General features: G+C 63.2%; 17 protein-coding genes and 2 pseudogenes. 10 read left to right on the top strand and 9 right to left on the bottom strand.

The window, feature by feature from the left end; genetic code table 11:
- Positions 1 to 286 precede the first annotated feature (286 nt).
- On the top strand, positions 287 to 2,371 hold the full coding sequence (locus tag HB778_RS23890) for a hypothetical protein (protein ID WP_183457501.1): 2,085 nt from the start codon (positions 287 to 289) through the stop codon (positions 2,369 to 2,371).
- A gap of 31 nt (positions 2,372 to 2,402) precedes the next feature.
- On the opposite strand, the gene HB778_RS41605 is transcribed toward HB778_RS23890, so the two are convergent.
- From HB778_RS41605 to HB778_RS23880, 3 genes are all read right to left on the bottom strand, one after another.
- The gene (locus HB778_RS41605) at positions 2,403 to 2,627 is read right to left on the bottom strand and encodes a hypothetical protein (protein ID WP_244661587.1); all 225 of its coding nucleotides are present in this window, start codon (positions 2,625 to 2,627) and stop codon (positions 2,403 to 2,405) included.
- Positions 2,628 to 2,662: 35 nt separating this feature from the next.
- The gene (locus tag HB778_RS23885) at positions 2,663 to 3,226 is read right to left on the bottom strand and encodes a phytanoyl-CoA dioxygenase family protein (RefSeq protein WP_244661586.1); all 564 of its coding nucleotides are present in this window, start codon (positions 3,224 to 3,226) and stop codon (positions 2,663 to 2,665) included.
- 196 nt (positions 3,227 to 3,422) lie between these two features.
- Positions 3,423 to 4,223, bottom strand: a complete 801-nt coding sequence (locus HB778_RS23880) for a class I SAM-dependent methyltransferase (protein ID WP_183457499.1) — start codon at positions 4,221 to 4,223, stop codon at positions 3,423 to 3,425.
- 394 nt (positions 4,224 to 4,617) lie between these two features.
- Here HB778_RS23880 and HB778_RS23875 point away from each other — a divergent pair, with 394 nt between their 5' ends.
- Positions 4,618 to 4,986, top strand: coding sequence for a hypothetical protein (locus HB778_RS23875; protein WP_183457497.1), 369 nt, complete (start codon positions 4,618 to 4,620; stop codon positions 4,984 to 4,986).
- 51 nt (positions 4,987 to 5,037) lie between these two features.
- Here HB778_RS23875 and smc read toward each other — a convergent pair.
- The 3 genes and pseudogenes from smc to HB778_RS23860 form a co-directional block, all read right to left on the bottom strand.
- Positions 5,038 to 8,495, bottom strand: a pseudogene (smc, locus tag HB778_RS23870) (chromosome segregation protein SMC).
- Positions 8,496 to 8,552: 57 nt separating this feature from the next.
- Entirely contained in the window at positions 8,553 to 9,296 is a 744-nt protein-coding gene (locus HB778_RS23865) for a DsbA family protein (protein ID WP_183457495.1), read from the bottom strand.
- Between the two features lie 154 nt (positions 9,297 to 9,450).
- The gene (locus HB778_RS23860; protein WP_183457493.1) at positions 9,451 to 9,960 is read right to left on the bottom strand and encodes a DUF721 domain-containing protein; all 510 of its coding nucleotides are present in this window, start codon (positions 9,958 to 9,960) and stop codon (positions 9,451 to 9,453) included.
- Here HB778_RS23860 and mutY point away from each other — a divergent pair.
- Both mutY and HB778_RS23850 read left to right on the top strand, forming a co-directional pair.
- A pseudogene (mutY, locus tag HB778_RS23855) lies at positions 9,959 to 11,129 on the top strand (A/G-specific adenine glycosylase). The gene HB778_RS23860 and the pseudogene mutY overlap by 2 nt on opposite strands.
- A 10-nt stretch (positions 11,130 to 11,139) precedes the next feature.
- Complete coding sequence (locus tag HB778_RS23850; protein ID WP_183457491.1) at positions 11,140 to 11,778, top strand: HAD family hydrolase; 639 nt, start codon at positions 11,140 to 11,142, stop codon at positions 11,776 to 11,778.
- 40 nt (positions 11,779 to 11,818) lie between these two features.
- Here the strand turns inward: HB778_RS23850 and HB778_RS23845 are convergent, their stop codons facing one another.
- The gene (locus tag HB778_RS23845; RefSeq protein ID WP_183457489.1) at positions 11,819 to 12,952 is read right to left on the bottom strand and encodes a site-specific DNA-methyltransferase; all 1,134 of its coding nucleotides are present in this window, start codon (positions 12,950 to 12,952) and stop codon (positions 11,819 to 11,821) included.
- A gap of 178 nt (positions 12,953 to 13,130) precedes the next feature.
- Between HB778_RS23845 and HB778_RS23840 the strand changes: the two genes are divergently transcribed.
- Positions 13,131 to 13,820, top strand: coding sequence for an HAD family hydrolase (locus tag HB778_RS23840; protein ID WP_183457487.1), 690 nt, complete (start codon positions 13,131 to 13,133; stop codon positions 13,818 to 13,820).
- 32 nt (positions 13,821 to 13,852) lie between these two features.
- On the opposite strand, the gene HB778_RS23835 is transcribed toward HB778_RS23840, so the two are convergent.
- A complete protein-coding gene (locus HB778_RS23835; RefSeq protein WP_183457485.1) occupies positions 13,853 to 14,581 on the bottom strand; it encodes a hypothetical protein in 729 nt (242 codons plus the stop codon).
- 130 nt (positions 14,582 to 14,711) lie between these two features.
- Between HB778_RS23835 and thrC the strand changes: the two genes are divergently transcribed.
- From thrC to HB778_RS23815, 4 genes are read left to right on the top strand one after another with little or no spacing between them, the layout of a single operon-like run.
- Entirely contained in the window at positions 14,712 to 16,109 is a 1,398-nt protein-coding gene (gene thrC, locus HB778_RS23830; RefSeq protein ID WP_183457483.1) for a threonine synthase, read from the top strand.
- Between the two features lie 14 nt (positions 16,110 to 16,123).
- Entirely contained in the window at positions 16,124 to 17,416 is a 1,293-nt protein-coding gene (locus HB778_RS23825) for a M16 family metallopeptidase (RefSeq protein ID WP_095198663.1), read from the top strand.
- Positions 17,417 to 17,430: 14 nt separating this feature from the next.
- On the top strand, positions 17,431 to 18,027 hold the full coding sequence (locus tag HB778_RS23820) for a GNAT family N-acetyltransferase (RefSeq protein WP_183457481.1): 597 nt from the start codon (positions 17,431 to 17,433) through the stop codon (positions 18,025 to 18,027).
- A gap of 3 nt (positions 18,028 to 18,030) precedes the next feature.
- Complete coding sequence (locus HB778_RS23815; RefSeq protein ID WP_183457479.1) at positions 18,031 to 20,919, top strand: EAL domain-containing protein; 2,889 nt, start codon at positions 18,031 to 18,033, stop codon at positions 20,917 to 20,919.
- Between the two features lie 24 nt (positions 20,920 to 20,943).
- Here the strand turns inward: HB778_RS23815 and HB778_RS23810 are convergent, their stop codons facing one another.
- The gene (locus HB778_RS23810; protein WP_027046619.1) at positions 20,944 to 21,552 is read right to left on the bottom strand and encodes a YqgE/AlgH family protein; all 609 of its coding nucleotides are present in this window, start codon (positions 21,550 to 21,552) and stop codon (positions 20,944 to 20,946) included.
- Between the two features lie 171 nt (positions 21,553 to 21,723).
- Between HB778_RS23810 and HB778_RS23805 the strand changes: the two genes are divergently transcribed.
- A complete protein-coding gene (locus tag HB778_RS23805) occupies positions 21,724 to 22,530 on the top strand; it encodes a protein-disulfide reductase DsbD domain-containing protein (protein ID WP_183457477.1) in 807 nt (268 codons plus the stop codon).
- The last annotated feature ends 39 nt before the right edge of the window (positions 22,531 to 22,569 follow it).

Genomic DNA, 22,569 nt, shown 5'->3' with positions numbered 1-22,569 from the left:
AATGAGGGCAATGCCGGTGGCACGGTTATCCAGTTTGCTTCTCCATTCGCTCGAATCGGCCGGCGCCGCAGCATTTGGACCTTAGCATGCCAGCTGTCCATTTGGGCTGGGGTTGCGCACCGCACCCGCCCGGCAGCCTCTCCGTCCAGCAAGAACCGTTGATACCGGCTTGGATTGTCTCGTACAGGTTGACAAAGGCAAAGCCAAACGGTCCATCTAGGCCAGTTGTCGTGCCCGGCCGTGGCTTCAGGCAGCGTGCACGATCTAGGGGGAGCCCAACCGAACCATGGCAATCCAGGAGCAGTCCCGGACAATCCTGGCTGAGCAGAATCTGCCTGCAGAGGGACTGTCCAAAGCCAGGTCCTATTGGTTTCCTGCGGCAGTATTAATTCTGGCGATCAATTTCTGCTTCCTCACATTCTACGTTTTCGTGGAATACAAAAAACTCTTTCACTCCGACAGTGCGATGAAGGTCTTGCTGGCGCGAGAAATCGTCAACAGTCATAATTTCTTCCCGCCAGGCTGGTACTATGGAAACAATGATATTGTCGTCGTATTCGGCCATCTGTTTATCATACCGGCTCTGGCTGTTCTTCCTGCCGGCTTTACAGTTCATGCGATCTCGGGCCTCGTCACATCCATACTCGTGCTGCACAGCGTCTGGCTGGCTGCCGGCCTGGCGCCGATCGGTAAGACACGGCGGACGCTGATAACCGCTTCAGTGGCGGCGGGAATGTCCGGAGTTCTGGCGGAAAATCTCTACGGACAGGCATCGTACGGCACAATTCTCTACATGTCGCTGTACTCGATCTACTGCCTCGTCAGGTTGATGAGAGAGAAGTCGACGAAGCACGTCGTCCTATGGAGCGTTCTCCTCTGTGCGCTGATTACGGCCGAGTTCTGGGGCAATCCTCAGCGCGCGATCGTTACCATCGGGATGCCGCTCGTCGCCGCCGCGCTGTGGTCGATCCACAGGCTTGGAGTGCATAACGCGGGTGTGGGAAGAGCATCCTTGGTGGGTGCGACCGCTTCGATCTGCGCAGCGATAGGTGCCGGGACCATCCTCTATGGAGTGACCTTTGCGCATGTAAACAATGCCGCGCGCGACGCGTCCTCCGTCCAATGGCTGCCATACGAGGCGATCGTCGGCAACCTTCTGGTCCTGGGCAAGGAGGTCCTGGCGGTTTTCGGCGGGTCTCCGCCCGGAGGCAGCGGACTTCTGACCGTGATCGGTCTCTACGGCGCGCTGCGATTGATCGTGGCAGTCATCCTGGTGGCCTTGATCGCGCGGTCGGTGGCAACATCGGCGAGGCCGGGCGTCGAGGTCAGACCGCTCGCCATCTATGGATCTGTGGCGCTTCTGTCGGTGTGCCTTCTGCAAGTGGCGACGACCATTCCCAACCTTGCCGATCCGATCGGCAGTTCCCGTTACCTGGTACCGGCGCTGGTCACGATGGCCATCGTGGCGTTGGCCACGCCTCTCGACATGCGCCTGAGACCCATCGAGTTCCTCAGCGTAGCGGTGGTCCTTGCCGGATTGCTGACAAGTGCATACCCGACATTTGTCAGGTCGGATACGCTGTCGCATCTGAACCTGGTGCCGCAGAAACCCCGTGCCACCGATTTGTCGGCCTTGGCTCGCTACCTCCAGGCCAATGGGCTGACCTATGGCTACGCCACCTATTGGAACGCCGGCTCGGTCAGCGTGTTGTCCGATGAGCATGTCCTGGTTCGGCAGATCACCCTGGACAGCGCCCTGCCGATGCCCATGCGTTTCCTGTCCGCGGACCGTTGGTACAATGCCGATACGTGGAAGGGCGAGACGTTTCTTCTGCTGGCACAGGAGGACGCAAACAAGATCGACTGGAAGCAGTTGGCGGCGCTCGGACTGCCCGTTTCGCGGAAACTTCAATTCGGCGATCTTGGCATCTTTGTGTTCGCAGAAAACATTGCCGCGAAGCTGCCGGGTTGGGATGTCCGGTTCATGCAGCCGGTGACATTTCATGCCGACGCCCAGGCGCTTACGCAAGTGGGCTCCCTGCAAGATCGCGGCGGCGGGAAGGCGCTTGTGGCGCCACCGGAAGCGAACGGCGCGCTGTACTACGGTCCTTATGTGAGTGTCGCTCCGGGAAGGTATCGCCTTACCTTTGACGTCGAAGCGAGCAGCAGTGCTGCGGCCACGCTGCGCCTTGACGCGGCTGCATCGCCGGGCGGGATCGTTCTGGTTCAGAAGGATCTGGCGGAAAGTCACGGCCCCCAACAGCTGCTTTTCTCGCTCGACCACACATCGGTTATGGAGTTTCGAGTCTGGGCTCTGGGAAACGGCGCGGTGGCGTTCAAATCGGTCACCATCGAGCGGGCAAGCCCGTAGCGGCGGAAGCAGGGCGCGTGCCGTGCTGCTTTTAAAGCATCCACTTCTTCGCTCGCGCGCCGAACCACGCGTCCACCGAGCGGTACTCGTCCAGACCAAATCCGAGAATCTTCTTCTGATCCGCGCTCAATCCCGGAAACTCGGACAGGACCGACGGGAGATGAAGCTGCTGCCGCAGCATCGGGATGGTGAAGACGTGGTTCACACCGCGCCGGTTCCTGTCGGTGTGGTTGGTCGACCCGGCGTGGTAGAGCATGCAGTCCAGAATGATGAATGTCCCCCGCGGGACGGTTACCGGATCTGACGCCGCCGCACCGTCTCGTCCGAGGGGAAATCCTCGCGATGATGGCTGGCGGGTATGACCCGGGTGGCGCCATTTTCAGCCGTGAAATCATCAAGTGCAAACACGGCACCTATGGCAAGCGGCCGCGAACTGACGAAGTGCTGGTAGGGAAGGTCGCGATGGTAGGACGCCTGCCCGTATTTGCTCTTGTTGGCGCGGTTGATCAGCCCATTGATCTGATTGACGATGTAGTAGCCACCAAGCATCCTTGAGAGCAACTGCGCCAGCCGCTCATTGAAGGCTATGGCCATGAACGCCGGAGCGTATTTTGGGAGGACACGGATCGTGTCCCGCTCGCCGATCGTCGAAAGGTCGTAGCCCGCGGTTGCAGCTTGCTCGGCGTATTCCACTTCGGCAGCGTCAAAGTCACGGCACAAAGCGTCCAGTTCCACGCCCGTCACTCCTGCGTCGAGCGTCGTATAGCCGGTGAGCCGGAGATCCTCGATCAGAACATCGATCTCGTCGCGTACGACCGCGGTTTCCTTGATCCCGTAGTGATCGATCTCGGTCACAGCTGCTCCCTAAGACGGCTGGAAAAGAGGTAGGGATGGACGATGTGCATGCCGCTCTCCCGAAACTTTCCGGCCAGCGCCGGCCAGCTTCGCGGATTGACGGCGGCCACTATGATAGTCCGGGGATGCGCGGAAGCATACTCGCCGGCTCTCAGCCAAGGCCGGTCGTCGAGAGTGGTCGCGAGCGGCTCGTCCGTCAGGAATGCTTCGGCTCCCTTGACCAGCCGGGGGCATAAGTCCGCAGCAGATTTCGGAATTCCCCGGCTCCAAACATCGCATAGGGCCTGTCGTTCAGCCACTCCGACGCGCCATCATCAATTTCCGACCAGCCCTTCAGGAAATCCGATCGGGCCTGCGCCAGCGACAGGTACTGGTGATCCGTGGGAGCCTGCGGTGCGGTCGCATCGGGATTCAGGAGGGCCAGTCGAAAGCCCTTTTGCTGTCCACGCAGCGCAATGCTTCCAATGACATGCAGTCCCGCTGCCGCAGCAACCATCCGCAGGGACAGTTGGGAGAAACTCGAGACATGATCAAGGAACAACAACTCCGTGTCGGCAACATCGCCGTCCGGGCAGATCACCACCACGTGGCCTCCATCCGAGAGGGCACGCCTGGACACGGAAAGGAACGCCTCTGGATTGAGGGCGTGCTCAAGGACGTTTACCGAGAGGCAGAGGTCGTACCGTCCGCCAATTTCACCGAGAGCTTCTTCGGCATAGCCCTGGCGGATCGTCGCTTGTGCTTGATCCCGCTGCCCGGCCGACGCGACCAGTTGAGACGCCGCTTCGAAACCCAGCGCTTCCCTCAATTGCCATCGCCGCGCAAGGTCTTCGAGCAAGGCACCGGTCCCCGCCCCGAACTCAACGACGCTTCTGGGGCGAAGCGCGCGCCCGAGAAGCGTGACAGCGGATTCGTCTATGCAATCGGCATAACCTTGTGCCCGAGTTGCATCGGCGGCCGGATCGACCAGGCCGAGATCGTATCCATCGCTGTACATGGCGTCCCGGTCTTCAGGTCTCAGTGGGGTGACATGAAAGCCATGTCCGCACCTCAGACACGAAGCCTTCTCAACGGGGCGGTTGAGAATTGCGCCATCGCTCGTCATGGAGAGGGATGGATGGGGCAGCGCAAGCCTCATCGGTGCGCCGGCCCCGCAAGCAGGACAAACGGATTCACTCAAACTGTCGCCCCTCCGCCACTTCTATATTCGGCCAATGGCATCTGGCGTAAATCCCCCAACGCGCCTCGAGGTCTCGCCTACCACACCGGCGAAGGTTCGTTGCTTTTCTGACCATCCGATGCAATCGTAGCGCTCTGCGCTGCCCTTGCTCGTGCATCGGAACCACCGGCAGGCTTCGATCTTTGGCGGTCGAAATCATTGTTGGATCACAATGGCATCCTGTTCAGTCGTCTTATGGACCGCCTTTGTCGTCACGCTTATTGCGGTTCTGGTCCTTGCGCTGTTGCCAGTGCCCGAGCTTCAGGAATTCGGGCTCGATATCGGTTTCGACAATGACAAGCTCAATCACGCCAGCGCATTCGCCACCCTGGCTGTTTTGGGAGGTCTTGGCTGGCCCAGGCGCAAGGTCAGGCTGGTCATTTTCCTAGCCCTGGTCGGGGCCGCGATCGAGGTCCTTCAGGGCACGTCGCTGATAGAGCGCGATCTCGACGTGCTCGACTGGGTTGCCGACTGCATCGGTATAGCGGGCGGCCTCGCAGTGGCGATGTGTGTAAACTGGGTCATGTATCGCAAAAGTTGATGGCCAATCGCATCTGGTCCCACGGGCCGGAGCGCTGTCAGCCCGGACGCCTCAGCTCGCCTCGCGCATCGCTTCGGCGGCCTGCAGATCGACCGACACAAGCTGGCTGACGCCCTGCTCGGCCATGGTCACACCGAACAGCCGGTCCATGCGCGCCATGGTGATCGGGTTGTGGGTGATGATGACGAAGCGCGTCTCGGTGGTCTTGGCCATCTCGTCCATGAGATTGCAGAAGCGTTCGACATTGTGATCGTCGAGCGGCGCGTCGACTTCGTCGAGCACGCAGATCGGCGCCGGATTGGTCAGGAACACGGCGAAGATCAGCGACATCGCCGTCAGCGCCTGCTCGCCGCCCGACAACAGCGTCATGGTCTGCGGCTTCTTGCCGGGCGGGCGGGCAAGGATTTCCAGCCCCGCCTCGAGCGGATCCTCGGATTCGATCAGCTGCAATTCCGCCGTACCGCCACCGAACAGATGTGAGAACAGCCGCTGGAAGTGGCTGTTGACGACATCGAAGGCGGCCAGCAGCCGCTCGCGGCCCTCGCGGTTGAGGCTCTGGATCGCTTGCCTGAGCTTGCGGATCGCCTCGATGATGTCCTCGCGCTCGGAGACGATCGCTTCCAGCCGGTCGGAGAGTTCCTTCTGCTCTTCCTCGGCGCGCAGATTGACGGCGCCGAGCCGCTCGCGCTCGATCTTCAGCCGGTCGAGCTGGCGTTCGATCTCGGCCATTTCGGGCATCGGGTCGTCAGCTTCCAGGCCGGTGTGGCGGATGACCAGATGCGGCGGAGTGTTCAGCGTTTCCTGGATGCGCGCCTCGACCTCCAGCCGGCGTTCGTCGGCCGCCGTCAGCCTTTCCTCGGCACGCACGCGGGTTTCGCGCGCCTCGGCCAGTGACTGGATGGCGGATGTGGCCGCCTTGTCGAATTCGGCTTGTCTGTTCTCCGCCTCCTGCAGACGGTCGGCGGCCGCCTTACGCAAGGTCTCGGCCTCGGTCAGTTGCGACAGCAGTGCGCGCCGCTTGGCGTCGATCTCGTCGGGCGCATCGGCCAGCCGCTCGCGCTCGGCCTCAGCCTCGGCCTTGCGTTCGCCGAGCGAGGCGATCTGCGTCGAGGCGTTTTCGGCGCGGACCAACCAGTTGCTGCGCTCGGCGCCAATGGCATCCAGCCGGCGCGTGCGCGCCTCGGCCTCGCGCCGCAGCCCTTCATGGACGGCGCGCGCATCGGCAAGCGTGGCGCGGTCGCGGGAGACATTGGCCGAGGACTGTTCGAGCTGCAATTGCAGGTCGCCGAGATCAGGCGCGTCCTGCAGCAGCATTTCGGCCTCGACGAAGGCCGCGGAGGTTTCCTCATGGCTGTCGACGATGCGGGCACGCGCCTCATCCAGTGCCGCGCGCCGGCTCGCCAGTTCGCCGCCGGCCTTCTCGGCCTCGGCCAGCGCGTTGCGGGCAGCGTCCAGCCGGTGCTGGGCGTCGCGTCCGGCCTGGCGCGTGTTGCGTTCGGCCTCGCTAGCCTGGCGAAGTGCCTGCTCCGCCTGTGCCAGCGCCTCCTCGGCCTGGCGCAGCACAAGTGTCGCCTGCACGGCTTCGGCATCGAGTTCGGCAAGCCGGTTCTTCTGCGCCAGCCTTTGGGCGCGGCGGTCGGCGCATCGGCGCTGGCGGTGAGACCGTCCCAGCGCCACAGCGCGCCTTCACGGCTGACCAGACGCTGGCCCGGCGCGAGCAGCGCCTGCAGACGGCGGCCGTCAGCGGCCTCGACAATGCCGATCTGCGCCAGGCGGCGGGCAAGCTGCGCCGGCGCGCGAACCACGCTGGCGAGGCTCTTGATGTCTTCCGGCAGCGCCGCGTCGCCGGGCTGGATCTGGCTTTCGCCCCAATGCGCGGGCGCGCTGCGGTCGAGCGGCACGTCGAGGTCTTCGCCAAGGGCGGCACCCAGCGCCGTCTCGAAGCCGCGCTCGACGCTGATCTGTTCCAGCACCGAAGGGAAGAGATCGCCGCTGGCGGCGTTGAGGATCTTGGCCAGCGTGCGTGCTTCGGTCTCGATCCGCGCCAGTTCCGCCCTCGCATCCTGAAGCGGCGGGCGGGCGGCGCTCTCGGCGGCGCGGGCATCGATGACCGACTGCTCGGCCTGCGCCACGGCTGCCTCGGATTCTTCCAGCAGCGCCATCGCCTGTTCGACCAGCACGCGCTTCTCGGCCGGATCCGGCAGGCCGGCGACCTTGGACAGGATGTCCGACAATTCGCGGTCGACCTCGGCGAGCTGGCGGGCGAAGCGGTCGCGGCGCTCAGCGGTTTCGCGCAGCGTGCGTTCGATCTGATGACGCGAGGCGGCGGCCTCGGCCCGTTCGGCGGTCAGCGCGGCGAGTTTGGCTTCGCTTTGTGCAAGCGTCGATGCCGCCTGTTCGAACGCCGCGCGGGTGGTGGCCTCGCGCTCCGCGGCGCTGGCGTTCTCGGAATTCAGTGTGGCCTCTTCGGTGCGCAGCCGTTCGAGAACATCGGCATTGTCGCGCACCATCCGCTCCTCGCGGGCGATGTCGCCGTCGAGCTGCTGCAAGCGGCGCTCGATTTCGGCCTGGCGGTTGCGGATGCGGCCGGCCTCCTCCTCGATCTGCGACTTGGCGATCGACAGGCGCTGGAAGGCAGCGGCGGCCGCGGCTTCAGCGTCGCGCAAATCAGGCAAGCGGTGAGCGCCGATGCCTTGCTCCCTGGCGGCGGCCATCTGCGCGGCGGCGCGATCGCCGACCAGGGCGGTGGCAACCGCCAGCGCCGAGCGCGCCTCGCCTTCCTGGGTCTTGGCCAGCGTCCAGCGCAGATGCAGCAGCGTCGCCTCAGCCTTGCGGATATCGGCCGACAGGTTCTTGAAGCGGGATGCCTGGCGCGCCTGGCGCTTGAGGCTTTCGATCTGGCTTTCCAGTTCGCCGACGACATCGTCCAGGCGTTCGAGGTTCTGTTCTGCCGCCTTCAGCCGCAGTTCCGCCTCGTGGCGGCGGGTGTGCAGGCCGGAAATGCCGGCGGCCTCTTCAAGCAGCGCACGGCGCGCCTGCGGCTTGGCCTGGATCAACTCGCCGATACGGCCCTGCCCGACCATGGACGGCGAGCGTGCACCGGTCGACTGGTCGGCGAACAGAAGCTGCACATCCTTGGCGCGAGCTTCCTTGCCGTTGATGCGGTAGAGCGAGCCGGCCTCGCGCTCGATGCGGCGCGACACCTGCAATTCATCGGCGTCGTTGAAGGCGGCCGGTGCCGAGCGGTCGCTGTTGTCGAGGAAAAGCGTGACTTCGGCGGTGTTGCGCGCAGGCCGCGTGCCCGAGCCGGAAAAGATGACGTCGTCCATGCCGGACGCGCGCATGTTCTTGTACGAGCTTTCGCCCATCACCCAGCGCAGCGCCTCGACAAGGTTCGACTTGCCGCAGCCGTTCGGCCCGACAATACCCGTCAGCCCGCGTTCGATGACGAACTCGCCGGGCTCGACGAAGGACTTGAAACCAAGGAGGCGGAGGCGCGAAAACTTCATTCACGCGCCCCATAAAGGCGAGCGCCGAAACGCTGCCGCTTCAGCGCTGACCTGATGTCAGAGCAGAGGGTCGATGATGGCCGACATTTCCTCAATCGACATCGCCCCTTTGTAGGTCTTACCGTTGATGAAGAAGGTCGGTGTCGAGTCGACCTTGAATTCATTGGCGCCGCGCTTCTGGACCGATCTCACATCGTCCAGAAGTTTCTGGTCCGTCAAGCAGGCTTCGAAGGACTCCTGTGTAAAACCGGCGAGCTTCGAGATTTGCAGCAGCGCATCCTTGGTGTTCGACACGCCAACCCAGTTCGCCTGCTGGGCAAACAGCACGTCCACCATCGGGAAATAGTTATCCTTGGCGCAGCGCGCCAGCATGAAACCGGCTTCCGCGCTCGGATCGAACGGGAATTCGCGCAGGATGTAGCGCGCCTTGCCGGTGTCGATATACTTCTTCTTCAGGTCCGGGAAGGTGGTTGCGGCGAAATGCGCGCAGTGCGGACAGGTCATCGAGGCGTATTCGACAATGGTGACCTTGGCGTCATCCTTGCCGAGCTGCTTGTCAGGCAGCGCGCCCGGCTTCAGCAGTTCAGCCATGTCGACGTTGCCCTGAGACTCGGGAACCTGAGCGGCAGCCGGCGTGGCAGGCTTCGCGGGAGCGGCCGGATCGGCGGGCTTCACATCCGCCGCCTTGGCCTGTTCGCCGGAGTCGCTGCAGGCGGCGAGCAGGGCCACCGCCGGAATGGCGGCCAGCGAAGACAGGACGTTTCTGCGAGACAGACTTTTGCCGAACGGAGGACGGTTCATACGAATCACCTGACAAGGGTTGAATTTTGCAATGCAAAGGCACGAAAAGGCGAGAGTTGGCGCGAATTAAGGCATCTCCATCCCCAATCCAATCGTGAAACCTGACAGAGGCGATCACGAATGCGAGATGTTGACGACAAATCCATGACTGTCTTCAAGGGGTTTTTGACTTCCTTTCACCCAAAATGGTTGCGCCAAGCCTTTCCAGCGAGGCGCGCAGTCCGTCATCCTCGATCAGTTCGACCGTGCTGGACAATTTCGTCTGCTCCGCCGCCGTCAAAGGCCTGAAGGTCGGTTTAGGCCGTCCTTTGTCCGTCGTCACCGGTTTTTGCACGATCCTGATGCGGCCTATTGCCGTAAAGCCGAGGAAAGCGTTGACGCGGTTGATGATCTCGCCGGTCTCGTGCTGCAGGTGAAGTGCCGCCATGCCCTCGCAAGCGACAACCAGCACTGCCGGCTCGAACGGATCGTCCTCATGCAAGCGGCGCGGCCACTGGATCTTTTCGGGCCGCGAGCGGCTGGCAAGCCGCGGTCCGGCAATCTCTTCCCAGGACTGAACGAGACCAATCGACATGCCTGCCCGCTTGCGCAGCACCGGATCGAGGATTTTGGTGGCGAGATCGCTCACCGGGACGGGATTGCCGTAGGGCGTTCTCCCTGCCATGTACGTTCTCCAGCCACGACCCCAGCAATACCGGCCAGGCCTACACGATCAATGGCACCAGCAGACCAGACCCGCAAGGCCCAGACCCCTAAGGCTATGCCGGACGATACCGCATCGCGCCTTCTGGCCTGGTACGACGTGCACCACCGTGAACTGCCGTGGCGCGTGAGCCCGCGCGACCATGCACGCGGCGTGCGGCCCGATCCCTACCGTATCTGGCTGTCCGAGGTCATGCTGCAGCAGACCACCGTCGAGGCGGTGAAATCCTATTTCCGCACCTTTGTCGAGAAGTGGCCTGATGTCGAAGCGCTGGCGCGGCGCCGACCGAGGACGTAATGAAGGCCTGGGCGGGGCTCGGTTATTATTCCCGCGCACGCAACCTCAAGGCCTGCGCCGATCTGGTGGCGGCGCGTGGCGGCCGGTTTCCCGATACCGAGGCCGGTTTGAGAGACCTGCCCGGCATCGGCGCCTACACCTCGGCGGCAATTACCGCGATCGCCTTCGACCGCCCCGCCGCCGTTGTCGACGGCAATGTCGAACGCGTCATATCGAGGCTGTTTTCAATCACGACGCCGCTCAGCGAAGCCAAGCCCGAGATACGTGCCCATGTCGAAGCCATGGTGCCGGCGGCAAGGCCGGGCGACTTCGCCCAGGCGATGATGGATCTCGGCGCCACGATCTGCACGCCGCGCCGTCCGCGCTGCATGCTGTGCCCGCTGCGGGACGGCTGCAGCGCCGTCGTCTTAGGCGACCCCGAAAATTTCCCGGTGCGGCTGCCAAAGGCCGACAAGCCGCAGCGGCGCGGTGCCGCTTTCGTCGCCGTGCGTGAGGACGGCGCCATTCTTCTGCGCAAACGGCCCGAGAAAGGTTTGCTCGGCGGCATGACCGAGGTGCCGACAACGGCCTGGACGGCGCGAGTGGACGGAGCCACCACGCAGGCGGCAGCACCCTTTCCCGGCGACTGGCGGCGTGCCGGGGCAATCACGCATGTCTTCACCCATTTCGCACTCGAGCTCGAAGTCTTTCGCGCCCATATCAAAGGTGATGCGCCGGCAGGGCATTTCTGGTCACCCGCCCGTGAGATTTCCGGGGAGGCCCTGCCCACTGTCATGAAAAAGGCAATCGAGGCTGCGATACCCGGCGCGACGAAAAAGCAACGCCCGCATTGAAAGAGGCTTCATGACCGAGATCCGCCACATCGTTTTCGACATCGGCAAGGTGCTGATCCACTACGACCCGAATATCCCGTTCAGCCGCCTCATTCCCGATGCCGAAGAGAGAAAGTGGTTTTTCGACAATGTCTGCACGCATGACTGGAACATCGAGCAGGATCGCGGCCGGACCTGGGAAGAGGCGGAGGCGCTGCTGATCGCGGACCATCCCGATCACGCGGAAAATATCCGCAATTTCCGCCGCCACTGGCACGAAATGGTACCGCACGCCTATGATGACAGCGTCGCCATCATGCTCGACCTGATCGAGAGCGGCCACGATGTGACCATGCTGACCAACTTCGCCGCCGACACGCTTGCCGAAGCCAGGCAGCGTTTCGACTTTCTCAGCCGCCCGCGCGGCGTGACGGTCTCGGCCGATATCCGCCAGATCAAACCAGACCGCGCCATCTACGACCATCACGTCGCGGCGTTCGGCCTTGAGCCGTCAGCCACGCTGTTCATCGACGACAGCCAGAAGAATGTCGACGGCGCCCGAGCAGCGGGCTGGCAATCGGTGCTGTTCACCGATGCCAGGACGCTTCAAGCAGATCTTGAGCGCTTTGGAATCAAGGCGCGATCTGAATCGCTTGCGGCGATCCGCTGAGATTTTGATTCAACGCGATACGCAATAATTCGGCAGGGGATCACCCCCCTGCCCGCTCCATGCCCAACCGGGCAATGCGGCGCAGTTCGTCGATCGGGGTGAGCCCGCCTGAGCGCTCATAGTGCCAGAAGGTCCAGCCATTGCAGGCGTCCAGTCCCTGCACTTCGGCGCCGATCTTGTGGATCGAGCCGGCGCTTTCGCCGATCGCAACCGTGCCGTCGGCACGCACCTTGGCGGCCCAGCGCTTCTTGGCGTCGTAGAGCGTGGCGCCAGGCGTCACCAACCCGGTGTCGATCAGGCTGACGAAGGCGACGCGCGGCTCGGCGCGCTTGCCGGTCAATACCGTCAAATCGGCATCTTCCAGCGGCCGCACCGAATCGATACGCTCGTTGGCGGCGTCGATGTAGGCCTGCTCGCGCTCGATGCCGACGAAATGGCGGCCGAGGCGTTTGGCCACGGCGCCCGTCGTGCCGGAGCCGAAGAAGGGATCGAGCACGATGTCGCCGGGCTTGGTCGAGGCCATCATGATGCGGGCGAGCAGCGCCTCCGGCTTCTGTGTCGGATGCAATTTGTCGCCATTGTCGTTCTTCAGCCGCTCGCCGCCGGTGCAGATCGGGAACAGCCAGTCGGAGCGCATCTGGATGTCATCGTTGGACGCCTTCAGCGCTTCATAATTGAAGGTGTAGCCCTTGCCCTTCTGGTCACGCGACGCCCAGATCATCGTCTCATGCGCGTTCTGGAAACGGCGGCCACGGAAATTCGGCATCGGATTGGTCTTGCGCCAGACCACGTCGTTGAGGATCCAGAAGCCCAGATCCTGCATCTTGGCGCCGACCCGGAAGATGTTGTGATAGGAGCCGATGACCCAGATTGTGCCATTGGGCTTCAGCACACGGCGCGCCGCCAAAAGCCAGGCGCGGGTGAAGGCGTCGTAGGCCTCAAAATTTTCGAACTGGTCCCAGTGATCGTCGACCGCGTCGACCTTGGACTGGTCAGGTCGGTGCAGATCGCCGTCGAGCTGCAGATTATAGGGTGGATCGGCGAAGATGACGTCGACCGACTTTTCCGGCAGGCGGTCGAGGGCCGCAACGCAGTCGCCCTTGAGGATCGTGTCCAGCCATTCGGATTGCTGGGGAGCATGGGAAAGGTCGTCGAGAAGACGCACGGCAGACATTTTTTACACCCAGGGCACGCGTTACTGTTTACTCCCCGTTATGGTTACCGATCAGCGTAAATATTCGGTGAAGGTCGAAGGAATCGCTCGCTCCGTTTGCGAAGGCCGGACCGTTGGTGTATGCCGCGCCGCCTGGGCCCATCGCGGCCTTCCTCCATCTTCCTTGTCCCGGATCACCATGCCCCAGCCAGACCTTGTCATCTTCGATTGCGACGGCGTGCTCGTCGATTCCGAAATCATCGCCGCGCGGGTCGAGGCTGAGCTGATAACGTTGGCCGGATATGAAATCTCCGCCGAGGAGGTTGCCGAGACCTATGCCGGCCTGACGTTCAAGGACATCCTGATGCGGATCGAGGAGAAGTCCAAAATCCCGTTCCAGGCGTCGCTGATCGACCGCGCCGAAGAGCTCGTCGACCGCAAACTGCGCAGCGATGTGCGTGCCATAGAAGGCGTGCGCGAGGCGGTCGCCTCGGTCACCGCGCAACTCTGCATCTGCTCCAACTCACGCTCGGAGCGGATAGAATTCATGCTGGAGAAAGTGCATCTGCTGCCGTTCTTCGCCGGCCGCATCTTCTCGGCGCTGGAGATACCGAGCAAAAAGACCAAGCCGGCGCCGGACGTGTTCCTGCTCGCGGCGGAAAAACTCGGCGCGAACCCGGTGAACACTTTCGTCATCGAGGATTCCGTGCACGGCGTCACCGGCGCCAGGGCGGCCGGCATGCGGGTGATCGGCTTCACCGGCGCCAGCCACAGCTATCCCGGCCATGCCGACGCGCTGACCGAAGCCGGTGCCGAGACGGTGATCCGCCGCTGGGCCGAGCTGAAAAGCGTGATCGCGGCGCTCTCGGAATGGTCGGCCGACGCCTGAGACGTGCGCCAAGGCGCACGCTGTCCCCAATACTAGTTCGTGGCCGCGGCCTTCTTCCTATGGGTCTTCTTCGGCTTGTCGGTCGTCGCCTTCGGCGCGGTTTCGTCATAGCCGGCATAGGCCTGATAATCCTGCGCGGTCGGTGCCGGCACGACGACATTGGAATCGGTGAAGACGAACTGGGTGGCCACCGACGGATCGGTGACCTGAACCTGATACTGGTGAATCTGCGAGTAGAGCACATCGGTGCCGTGCATCACCGCTGTGCGGATCGGCATGGTGATGGTGCCGGGTGTGAACTTCGGTCCCGGCACGATCTTGCCGGCGACCGCGATCTTCATCGTCAGCTGGCCGTCGGCGCGACTGCAATCGCGGGTCACGTCGGCAATCGAGGCCTGGTAAATGATCCTCGCCGAATCGTCGGGCGGAGTGGCAGCGGCGGCGTCAGCCGCGGCCTGGGCAGCCGCATCCGCCTCGGCGTCGCCGGTCTTCTTGAGCTTCGGCTTGGGCTTCTTGACCTCGTTGACATAGGTGTTGAAGAAGGCCGTACCGTCACGCACCGCCACCCTCGGGCAATAGGCGTTCAACTGGCTGGCCAGAATCTTGGGATCCTGCGGCGGCGGTGGCGCTGTTGGGTCCTTCTTGCCGAAACCGAGGTTAAGGATGCCATTGTCGCCCGATTGGCAGCCGGCGGCGGCGAGCATAAAGCCGGTGAGCGCAAGACCCGCCAAAAAGCGACCACTTGATGTACGAAACGCCATGAAACTCCCACTTCCCTCTCGTAAAGCTGGTGACGTATATCAACGGCGCGGCAAAAATGCGACTGGAGCCGGCACAGAAATTAACCACCTTGTGGTGAACGGAAAAGCCAAGCGGCAACGGGACTGAGACATGCAATATGTGAGTACGCGCGGGGAAGCACCCGCGCTTGGATTTTCCGATGCCGTGCTGGCGGGGCTGGCGCGCGATGGCGGGCTTTACGTGCCGCGCGAGTGGCCGCAGTTTTCGCCATCCGAGATCCGCGCCATGCGTGGCCTTGCCTATCCCGATCTCGCGATCCGCGTGCTGACGCCGTTCCTTGGCGGTGAAATCGCAGCGCCGGTCTTCGAACGCCTGGTGCGCGAAGCCTATGCCACCTTCCGCCACGAAGCCGTCTGCCCGCTGGTGCAGACCGGCTCCAACACCTTTGTCCTCGAACTCTTCCATGGGCCGACGCTGGCGTTCAAGGATGTGGCGATGCAGTTGCTCGCCCGGCTGATGGACCATGTGCTTGCCGAACGCGGCCAGCATGCCACCATCGTCGGTGCCACCTCGGGCGACACCGGCGGCGCGGCGATCGATGCCTTTGCCGGACGCAGCCGCACCGACATCTTCATCCTGTTCCCGCATGGCCGCGTTTCGCCGGTGCAGCAGCGGCAGATGACGACGTCGAAGGCCGAGAACGTCCATGCGCTGGCGATCGAAGGCAATTTCGACGACTGCCAGGGCCTGCTCAAGGACATGTTCAACGACCACGCCTTCCGCGACCGGGTGGCGCTGTCGGGGGTCAATTCGATCAACTGGGCCCGCATCATGGCCCAGATCGTCTATTATTTCTCCTCGGCCCTGTCGCTCGGCGCGCCGGACAGGCCGGTGTCCTTCACCGTGCCGACCGGCAATTTCGGCGATATCTTCGCCGGCTACGCCGCCAAGAAGATGGGCCTGCCGATCGAAAGGCTGGTCATCGCCACCAACGACAACGACATATTGGCGCGCACCTTCGCGACCGGCGAATACCGCACCAAGGGCGTCTTTGCGACCACCTCGCCGTCGATGGATATCCAGGTGTCATCGAATTTCGAACGCCTGCTGTTCGAGGCCTCGAACCGTGACGCTGCGACGGTGCGGCGCTACATGGACGGCCTGAAGCAGTCCGGCGCCTTCACCATAGAAGCCCGCGAAATCAATGGGATGCGGTCCGAATTCGACGCCGGCCGTGCCACCATGGACGAGGTCGCCGCCACCATCCGCTCGACGCTCGCGGCCAGCAACTACCTGCTCGATCCGCATACAGCCGCAGCCGTGCATGTCGCGGCGGGCAAGGCGGCAGGTGCTGTGCCCATGGTGGTGCTGGGCACCGCCCATCCGGCAAAATTCCCGGCCGCCGTCGAGGCCGCCAGCGGCGTCTCGCCTGCCCTGCCCGCATGGCTAGGGGGATTGATGACATTTGAGGAAAAATACACGGTACTTCCATCCGACCTGAAAATGGTGGAAGATTACGTCAGCCGCCGCGCGCGGGCGGCGCGTTAGGGAGTACGAGCCATATGGGTGTTGAGGTAAGCCGTCTGTCGAACGGCCTGACAGTCGCCACCGAAACCCTTCCAAGTATCGAATCGGTTGCCCTGGGGGCCTGGGTCAAGTCCGGCGCCCGCAATGAACGTGACGAAGAGCATGGCATGGCCCATCTGCTCGAGCACATGGCGTTCAAGGGTACGAAGCGGCGGACGGCCTTCGAAATCGCCTCGGAAATCGAGGATGTCGGCGGCGAGATCAACGCTGCCACCAGCGTCGAGACCACCTCCTACTACGCCAGGGTGCTCAGCGATGACGTACCGCTGGCAGTGGATATTCTCGCCGACATCCTGCAGGAGTCCGAATTCGACCCGCAGGAACTCGAGCGCGAGCAGCACGTCATCCTGCAGGAGATCGGCGCCGCGCACGATACGCCAGACGATATCGTCTTCGACCGTTTCACCGAGACGGCCTTTCGCCACCAGACCATCGGCCGCTCGATCCTGGGCACGCCGGAAACCGTCAAGTCCTTCACTTCCAAGCAATTGCACGATTTCATCGAACGCCAATATGGCGCCGAGCGGATGGTCATCGTCGCTGCCGGCGACATCAAGCACGACAATTTCGTGCGCGAAGTCGAGAAGCAGCTTGGCGGCTTCCGCAGCAAGGCTGACAGCACCATCCCGCAATATGCGCAATATGTCGGTGGCGATTTCCGCGAGGACCGCGACTTGATGGACGCGCAGATCGTGCTGGGCTTCGAGGGCCGCGCCTACCATGTTCGCGACTTCTACGCCTCGCAGGTGCTGTCGATGATCCTCGGTGGCGGCATGTCATCGCGCCTGTTCCAGGAAGTCCGCGAGAAGCGTGGCCTGTGTTACTCCGTCTATGCCTTCCACTGGGGCTTTTCCGACACCGGCATCTTCGGCGTCCATGCCGCGACCGGGCAGAGCGACATTGCCGAACTCGTGCCTGTCATTATCGACGAACTGCAGAAGGCCGGCGAGAACATCCTGCAGGAAGAACTCGACCGCGCGCGCGCCCAATATCGCGCCGGGCTGATCATGTCCGCCGAAAGCCCGGCCAGCCGCGCCTCGCAGATTGCAAGGCAACTGCTTTTGTTCGGCAGGCCGATCGCCAAGGAGGAATTGATGGAGCGCCTCTCGGCGCTGACGGTGGAGCGGCTGACCGACCTGTCATCGCGGATGTTCTCGACCAAGCCGACGCTTACCGCTGTCGGGCCCGTGGGTACGCTGGCACCATATGAGGCGATTCTCGATTCGCTTCCGGGCACGCAGACCACGGCCCGCAGGCTCGCCGTCTAAGTCCCCCAAGCGTCGTGTTCGCGCTCCCTTTCTTTCGCCGTGACCTGCCGGCACTGAAGGGTGATCTCGTCACGCTGCGCGTGCCATTCACCAATGACTTCCGGGAATGGTCGATATTGCGCGGTGAAAGCCGCGCCTTTCTGGAGCCGTGGGAGCCACGCTGGACTCCCGACGAGCTCGACCGCGCGGCATGGCGCCTGCGCATCAGCCGCTACCGCGAAGACTATGCGCAGGGAACGGCGATCGCCTTCTTCATCTTCGAGAAGTCGAGCGGCAAGCTGGCTGGCGGCATCACGCTCGGCAACATACGCCATGGCGTCTCGCAAAGCGGCCATGTCGGCTACTGGATCGGCGAGCGCTTCGGCGGGCGCGGGCTGATGACCGACGCGGTCAAGGTCGTGTCCCGCTTCGCCTTCGATACTCTGAGGTTGCACCGGATCGAGGCGGCCTGTATTCCCGACAATATCCGGTCGATCCGCGTGCTTGAAAAAGCCGGATTCCGGCGCGAAGGACTGTTAAGATCCTATCTGAGGATCAACGGCATCTGGCAGGACCATTACCTCTACGCCCGGATCGCGGACGATCCGCCGGCCGCAGGAACGAAGGACTGATTTTTGACGAATTTCCTGCGAAACGGGCCGCTGTTCGCCTTTGTCCTCGCGGCAATGCTGACGCTGTGCGCGGCTTCGTCGGCCTTTGCCGTCGAACCGATCAAGATTGCCCGCGACGACGTCGCGCTCGACCTGTCGCGCGCCTTCGAAATCTACCGCAATCAGGGCGAAAACTTCCAGGTGTCGACCGCGCCGGGGCCGGACGGCATCGTGCGGCGCATCGAGGTCGAGGCCAAAGACGCCCGCTCGACCGGCGACTGGGCGGTGTTCGCGCTGGCCAACAGCACCGACCAGCAGATCGACAGGCTGATCGTGGCGCCGCATTTCCGATTGGTCAATTCCGGCATCTTCTGGCCCGATCTCGGCGCCACCCGCATTGCCGCGATCACGCCCAGCGAGGGCTTTGCGCTCGACCGCCAGACCAGCCCTGACGCCGATGTGTTCCGGGTGACGCTGAACCCGGGAACGGTGATCACCTTCATCGCCGAGCTCGCCTCGCCCAAGCTGCCGCAGGTCTATCTGTGGGAACCGGAAGCCTACAAGGACTCGGTCAACTCCTACACGCTGTTTCGCGGCATCGTCATCGGCATTGCCGGCCTTCTGGCGCTGTTCCTGACCATCCTTTTCGTGGTCAAGGGGACCTCGATGTTCCCGGCGACCGCGGCACTTGCCTGGGCGGTGCTTTCCTATATCTGCGTCGATTTCGGTTTCCTCAACAAGGTCATCGAGATCTCGCCCGGCAATGAGCAGATGTGGCGGGCGGGAACGGAGGTGGCGCTTGCGGCGACCTTCGTCGTCTTCCTGTTCGCCTACCTCAACCTCAACCGATGGCACGGCCATTTCAGCTATGGCGCCCTGGTCTGGATTCTCGGGCTGGTGTTGATTGCGGGCGTCGCCATCGTCGATCCTGCGGTCGCCGCCGGCATCGCCCGCATCTCCTTTGCCGCCACCGCGCTGACCGGGCTCGGCCTGATCATCTTCCTCGGGATTCGGGGTTATGATCGTGCGATCATGCTGGTGCCCAGTTGGGTCATGGTGCTGTTGTGGCTATGCGGGTCGTGGATGGCGATCACCGGCATGCTCGACAACGACATCGCCCAGCCTGCACTCGGCGGCGGGCTGATCCTGATTATCCTGTTGATCGGCTTCACCGTCATGCAGCACGCCTTTGCCGGTGGCGCGCTGCATCAGGGGCTGTTCTCCGACCTCGAACGCCAGGCGCTGGCGGTTGCCGGGTCGGGCGACACGGTGTGGGACTGGGACGTGCTGCGCGACCGCGTCGTCACCAAGCCCGACGTCAGCATCCAGCTCGGCCTCGCGCCCAACAGCCTTGGGGGTGCTGCACGCAACTGGCTGCCCGTGCTGCATGCCGACGACCGCGACACGTTCCGCACGACGCTCGACGTGGTGCTTGAACACCGGCGCGGCCGGGTGTCGCAGAACTTCCGCCTGCGCGGCGCCGACGGGCATTATCACTGGTTCAACTTGCGGGCGCGGCCGGTTATCGGATCGGACGGCGAGGTCATACGCTGCGTCGGCACCATGGTCGACGTCACCGAGCAGAAGAAGTCCGAGGAGCGGCTTCTGCACGACGCCGTGCACGATAATCTGACCGGCCTGCCGAACCGCGAACTGTTCATGAACCGGCTGGAAGCGATCATCTCGATCGCCCGCACCGAAGAGAAGGTGCGCCCGACCGTCTTCGTCATCGACATCGACCGCTTCAAGCAGGTCAATGACGGGCTCGGCATCTCGGCCGGTGACACCATCCTGCTCACCATAGCGCGTCGCCTGCACCGGCTGTTGAAGCCGAAGGATTCTCTGTCACGCTTCGCCGGCGACCAGTTCGCGCTCATGCTTTTGTCCGAACAGGACCCTGCCCGCATCGCCGGCGTGGCGGACGCCATCAAGCATGCGATCAACAATCCGATCACCTTTGCCAAGCGCGAGATCGTGCTGACCGCCTCGATCGGCCTGATCACCTGGACCTCGGCGCAGACCTCGGCCGAGGACATGGTCAAGGACGCCGAGCTTGCCATGCATCAGGCCAAGCGCTTTGGTGGCGACCGGATCGAGCCGTTCCGCCCGGCCTTCCGCACCGTCGGCACCGACCGGTTGCAGTTCGAATCCGACCTGCGGCGCGCCATCGAGCGGCGCGAATTTACCCTTGCCTACCAGCCGATCGTGCGGCTGGAAGACGGCAGCGTTGCCGGCTTCGAAGCCTTGCTGCGCTGGGACCATCCGCGCCGCGGCATGATCCCCCCGGCCGACTTCATCCCGGTCGCCGAAAGCTGCGGGCTGATCGTGCAGCTTGGGCTGTTTGCCATGCAGCAGGCGGCCGAGGACCTCGCCGGATGGCAAAAGCAGATCGGCGACGCACCGCTGTCGGTCTCGGTCAACCTGTCCAGCCGCCAGCTCATCCGCCGCGACCTGGTCAGCGATGTCCGCTCCGTCATCGCGCGGGCCAATCTGAAGCCGCGCTGCTTCCGGCTCGAACTCACCGAGTCCCTGGTGATGGATAACCCCGAGCAGACGGCGCATGTGCTGACCAAACTGAAGCAGCTCGGCATCGGCCTGTCGCTGGACGATTTCGGCACCGGCTATTCCTCGCTCGCCTATCTGACGCGGTTCCCGTTCGACACGATCAAGATCGACAAGAGCTTTGTCGACGACAGCACGCCCAAACGCGCCGTGCTGCTCAAATCCATGGTCAACATGGCGCATGAGCTCGGCCTGTCGGTGGTCGCCGAAGGCATTTCGGACGAACGCGATGCGCTGGAATTGCGCCAGATGGGCTGCGAATATGTGCAGAGCTTCATGTTCGGCGCGCCGATGCCGGGCGACCAGGTGCTGAAGACGCTGAAGGAGCAGTATCCGCTGACGCAGGCTTAGAGGCCTCTGCGTCGGCTTAATGGGTCAGGCGTGTCCGGCGGCCAGGCTGAGATGCGCCAGATCGATGCCGATCGAGGCGAGGATGCGATCGTATTTGCGCTCGATGTCGGCGTCGAACAGAAGCTCGGGGCTGGCCGGGCAGGTCAGCCAGCCATTTTCGGCGATTTCGGTTTCCAGCTGGCCGGCACCCCAGCCCGAATAGCCCAGCGCCATCAGCGCGTGACGCGGGCCGCGGCCCGACGATATGGCGCGCAGTATGTCGACCGTCGCGGTCAGGCAGATATCGTCGGAAACGGTCAGCGACGATTCCACGCGGTAGTCGCCCGAATGCAGGACGAAGCCCCGGCTGCGATCGACAGGCCCGCCATTGCGCACGACGAAATCGCGCGCCTGCGCCGGCAGGCGGATCGCCTCCTGCTCGTTCATGATGCCAAGCTGCACCAGAAGATCCGGAAACAGCATCTGCTGTGTCTGGTTGATGATCAGGCCCATCGCGCCTTCATCTGAGTGCGCGCAGATGTAGATGACCGAGCGCGTGAAACGATCGTCCTTCATGCCGGGCATGGCAATCAGGAACTGATCGTCGAGAAAGCCGCGTCCAGCAGCCGTCTTTTTGTGGCGCAACAAATCCATGGCAGCGAGGGTACCGTGTTTCCCCGGCGCCGAAAAGATGCGCCGCGCCGGATTCGACCAAAGCCCATGGTGCCAGGCCGCCATGGCTTGCCCGCGAAGGTCACGCAAATATGATATCAACAAAGCCGTGAAAACATTGCGAAGCCACGAACGGACGATCAAATCACCGCCATGCAAAGCTTGAAAATCCTGCTGCTCGGCGCCGCCATGGGATCAGCGGCCGCTCTCCCTGCCTCCGCCTCCTCGTCCGCCTGGTACAACAGCGAAGGCGGCAAGGTGCGGTTGGTGACATCAGGCAAGCCCGACGAGGCCGGCCGCATCCAGGGCGTTCTCGACATCGCGCTCAAGCCAGGCTGGAAGACCTATTGGCGCGACCCGGGCGACGCCGGCGTGCCGCCGCAGCTCGATGTTTCGGCCAGCACCAACATCGCCGATGCCACACTCTCGTTTCCGGCACCGCAACGCCACGACGATGGTTATGGCAAATGGGCAGGCTACAACTATCCGATTTCGCTGCCTGTGACCTTTACGCTGGCAACCCCGAACCAGCCGGCTGTCATCGATGCCGATATCTTTCTCGGCATTTGCGAGACGATCTGCATCCCCGTGCAGACACGGCTGACCGTCGATCCCACTTCCGATCCTGACAATGCCGACGACGCGGCCCTGGTGAAGGCGAGCTTCACGGCGTTGCCGGCGCCGGCAAAGCCTGATTTCGGCATCAACGTGCTGCCGGGCGATCACGAGACTCTGGTCGTCGAGGCGAGCTTTCCCGGTGACCCGGAGGCAGCGGATTTCTTCGTCGCTGGCGAGCGGGACTATATGTTCGGCACCCCTTCCCGCAGCGAAAAGGACGGCAAGCTGATCTTCACCGTGCCGATCCTCGACCGCCCCTCGGCAACGCCGACGGATGGCGGGCTTCACTACACGCTGACGAGTTCGGCGGGCGCGGTCGAAGGGCTGCTGCCTTTCCCTTGATCCAGCTTGCCCGAACGGTTGCAGGACGCCGCTGAGTTC

The sequence above is a fragment of the Mesorhizobium huakuii genome (genome assembly GCF_014189455.1).
GTDB classification, from domain to species: domain Bacteria; phylum Pseudomonadota; class Alphaproteobacteria; order Rhizobiales; family Rhizobiaceae; genus Mesorhizobium; species Mesorhizobium huakuii_A.
This window is presented reverse-complemented; position numbering and strand designations above follow the sequence as displayed.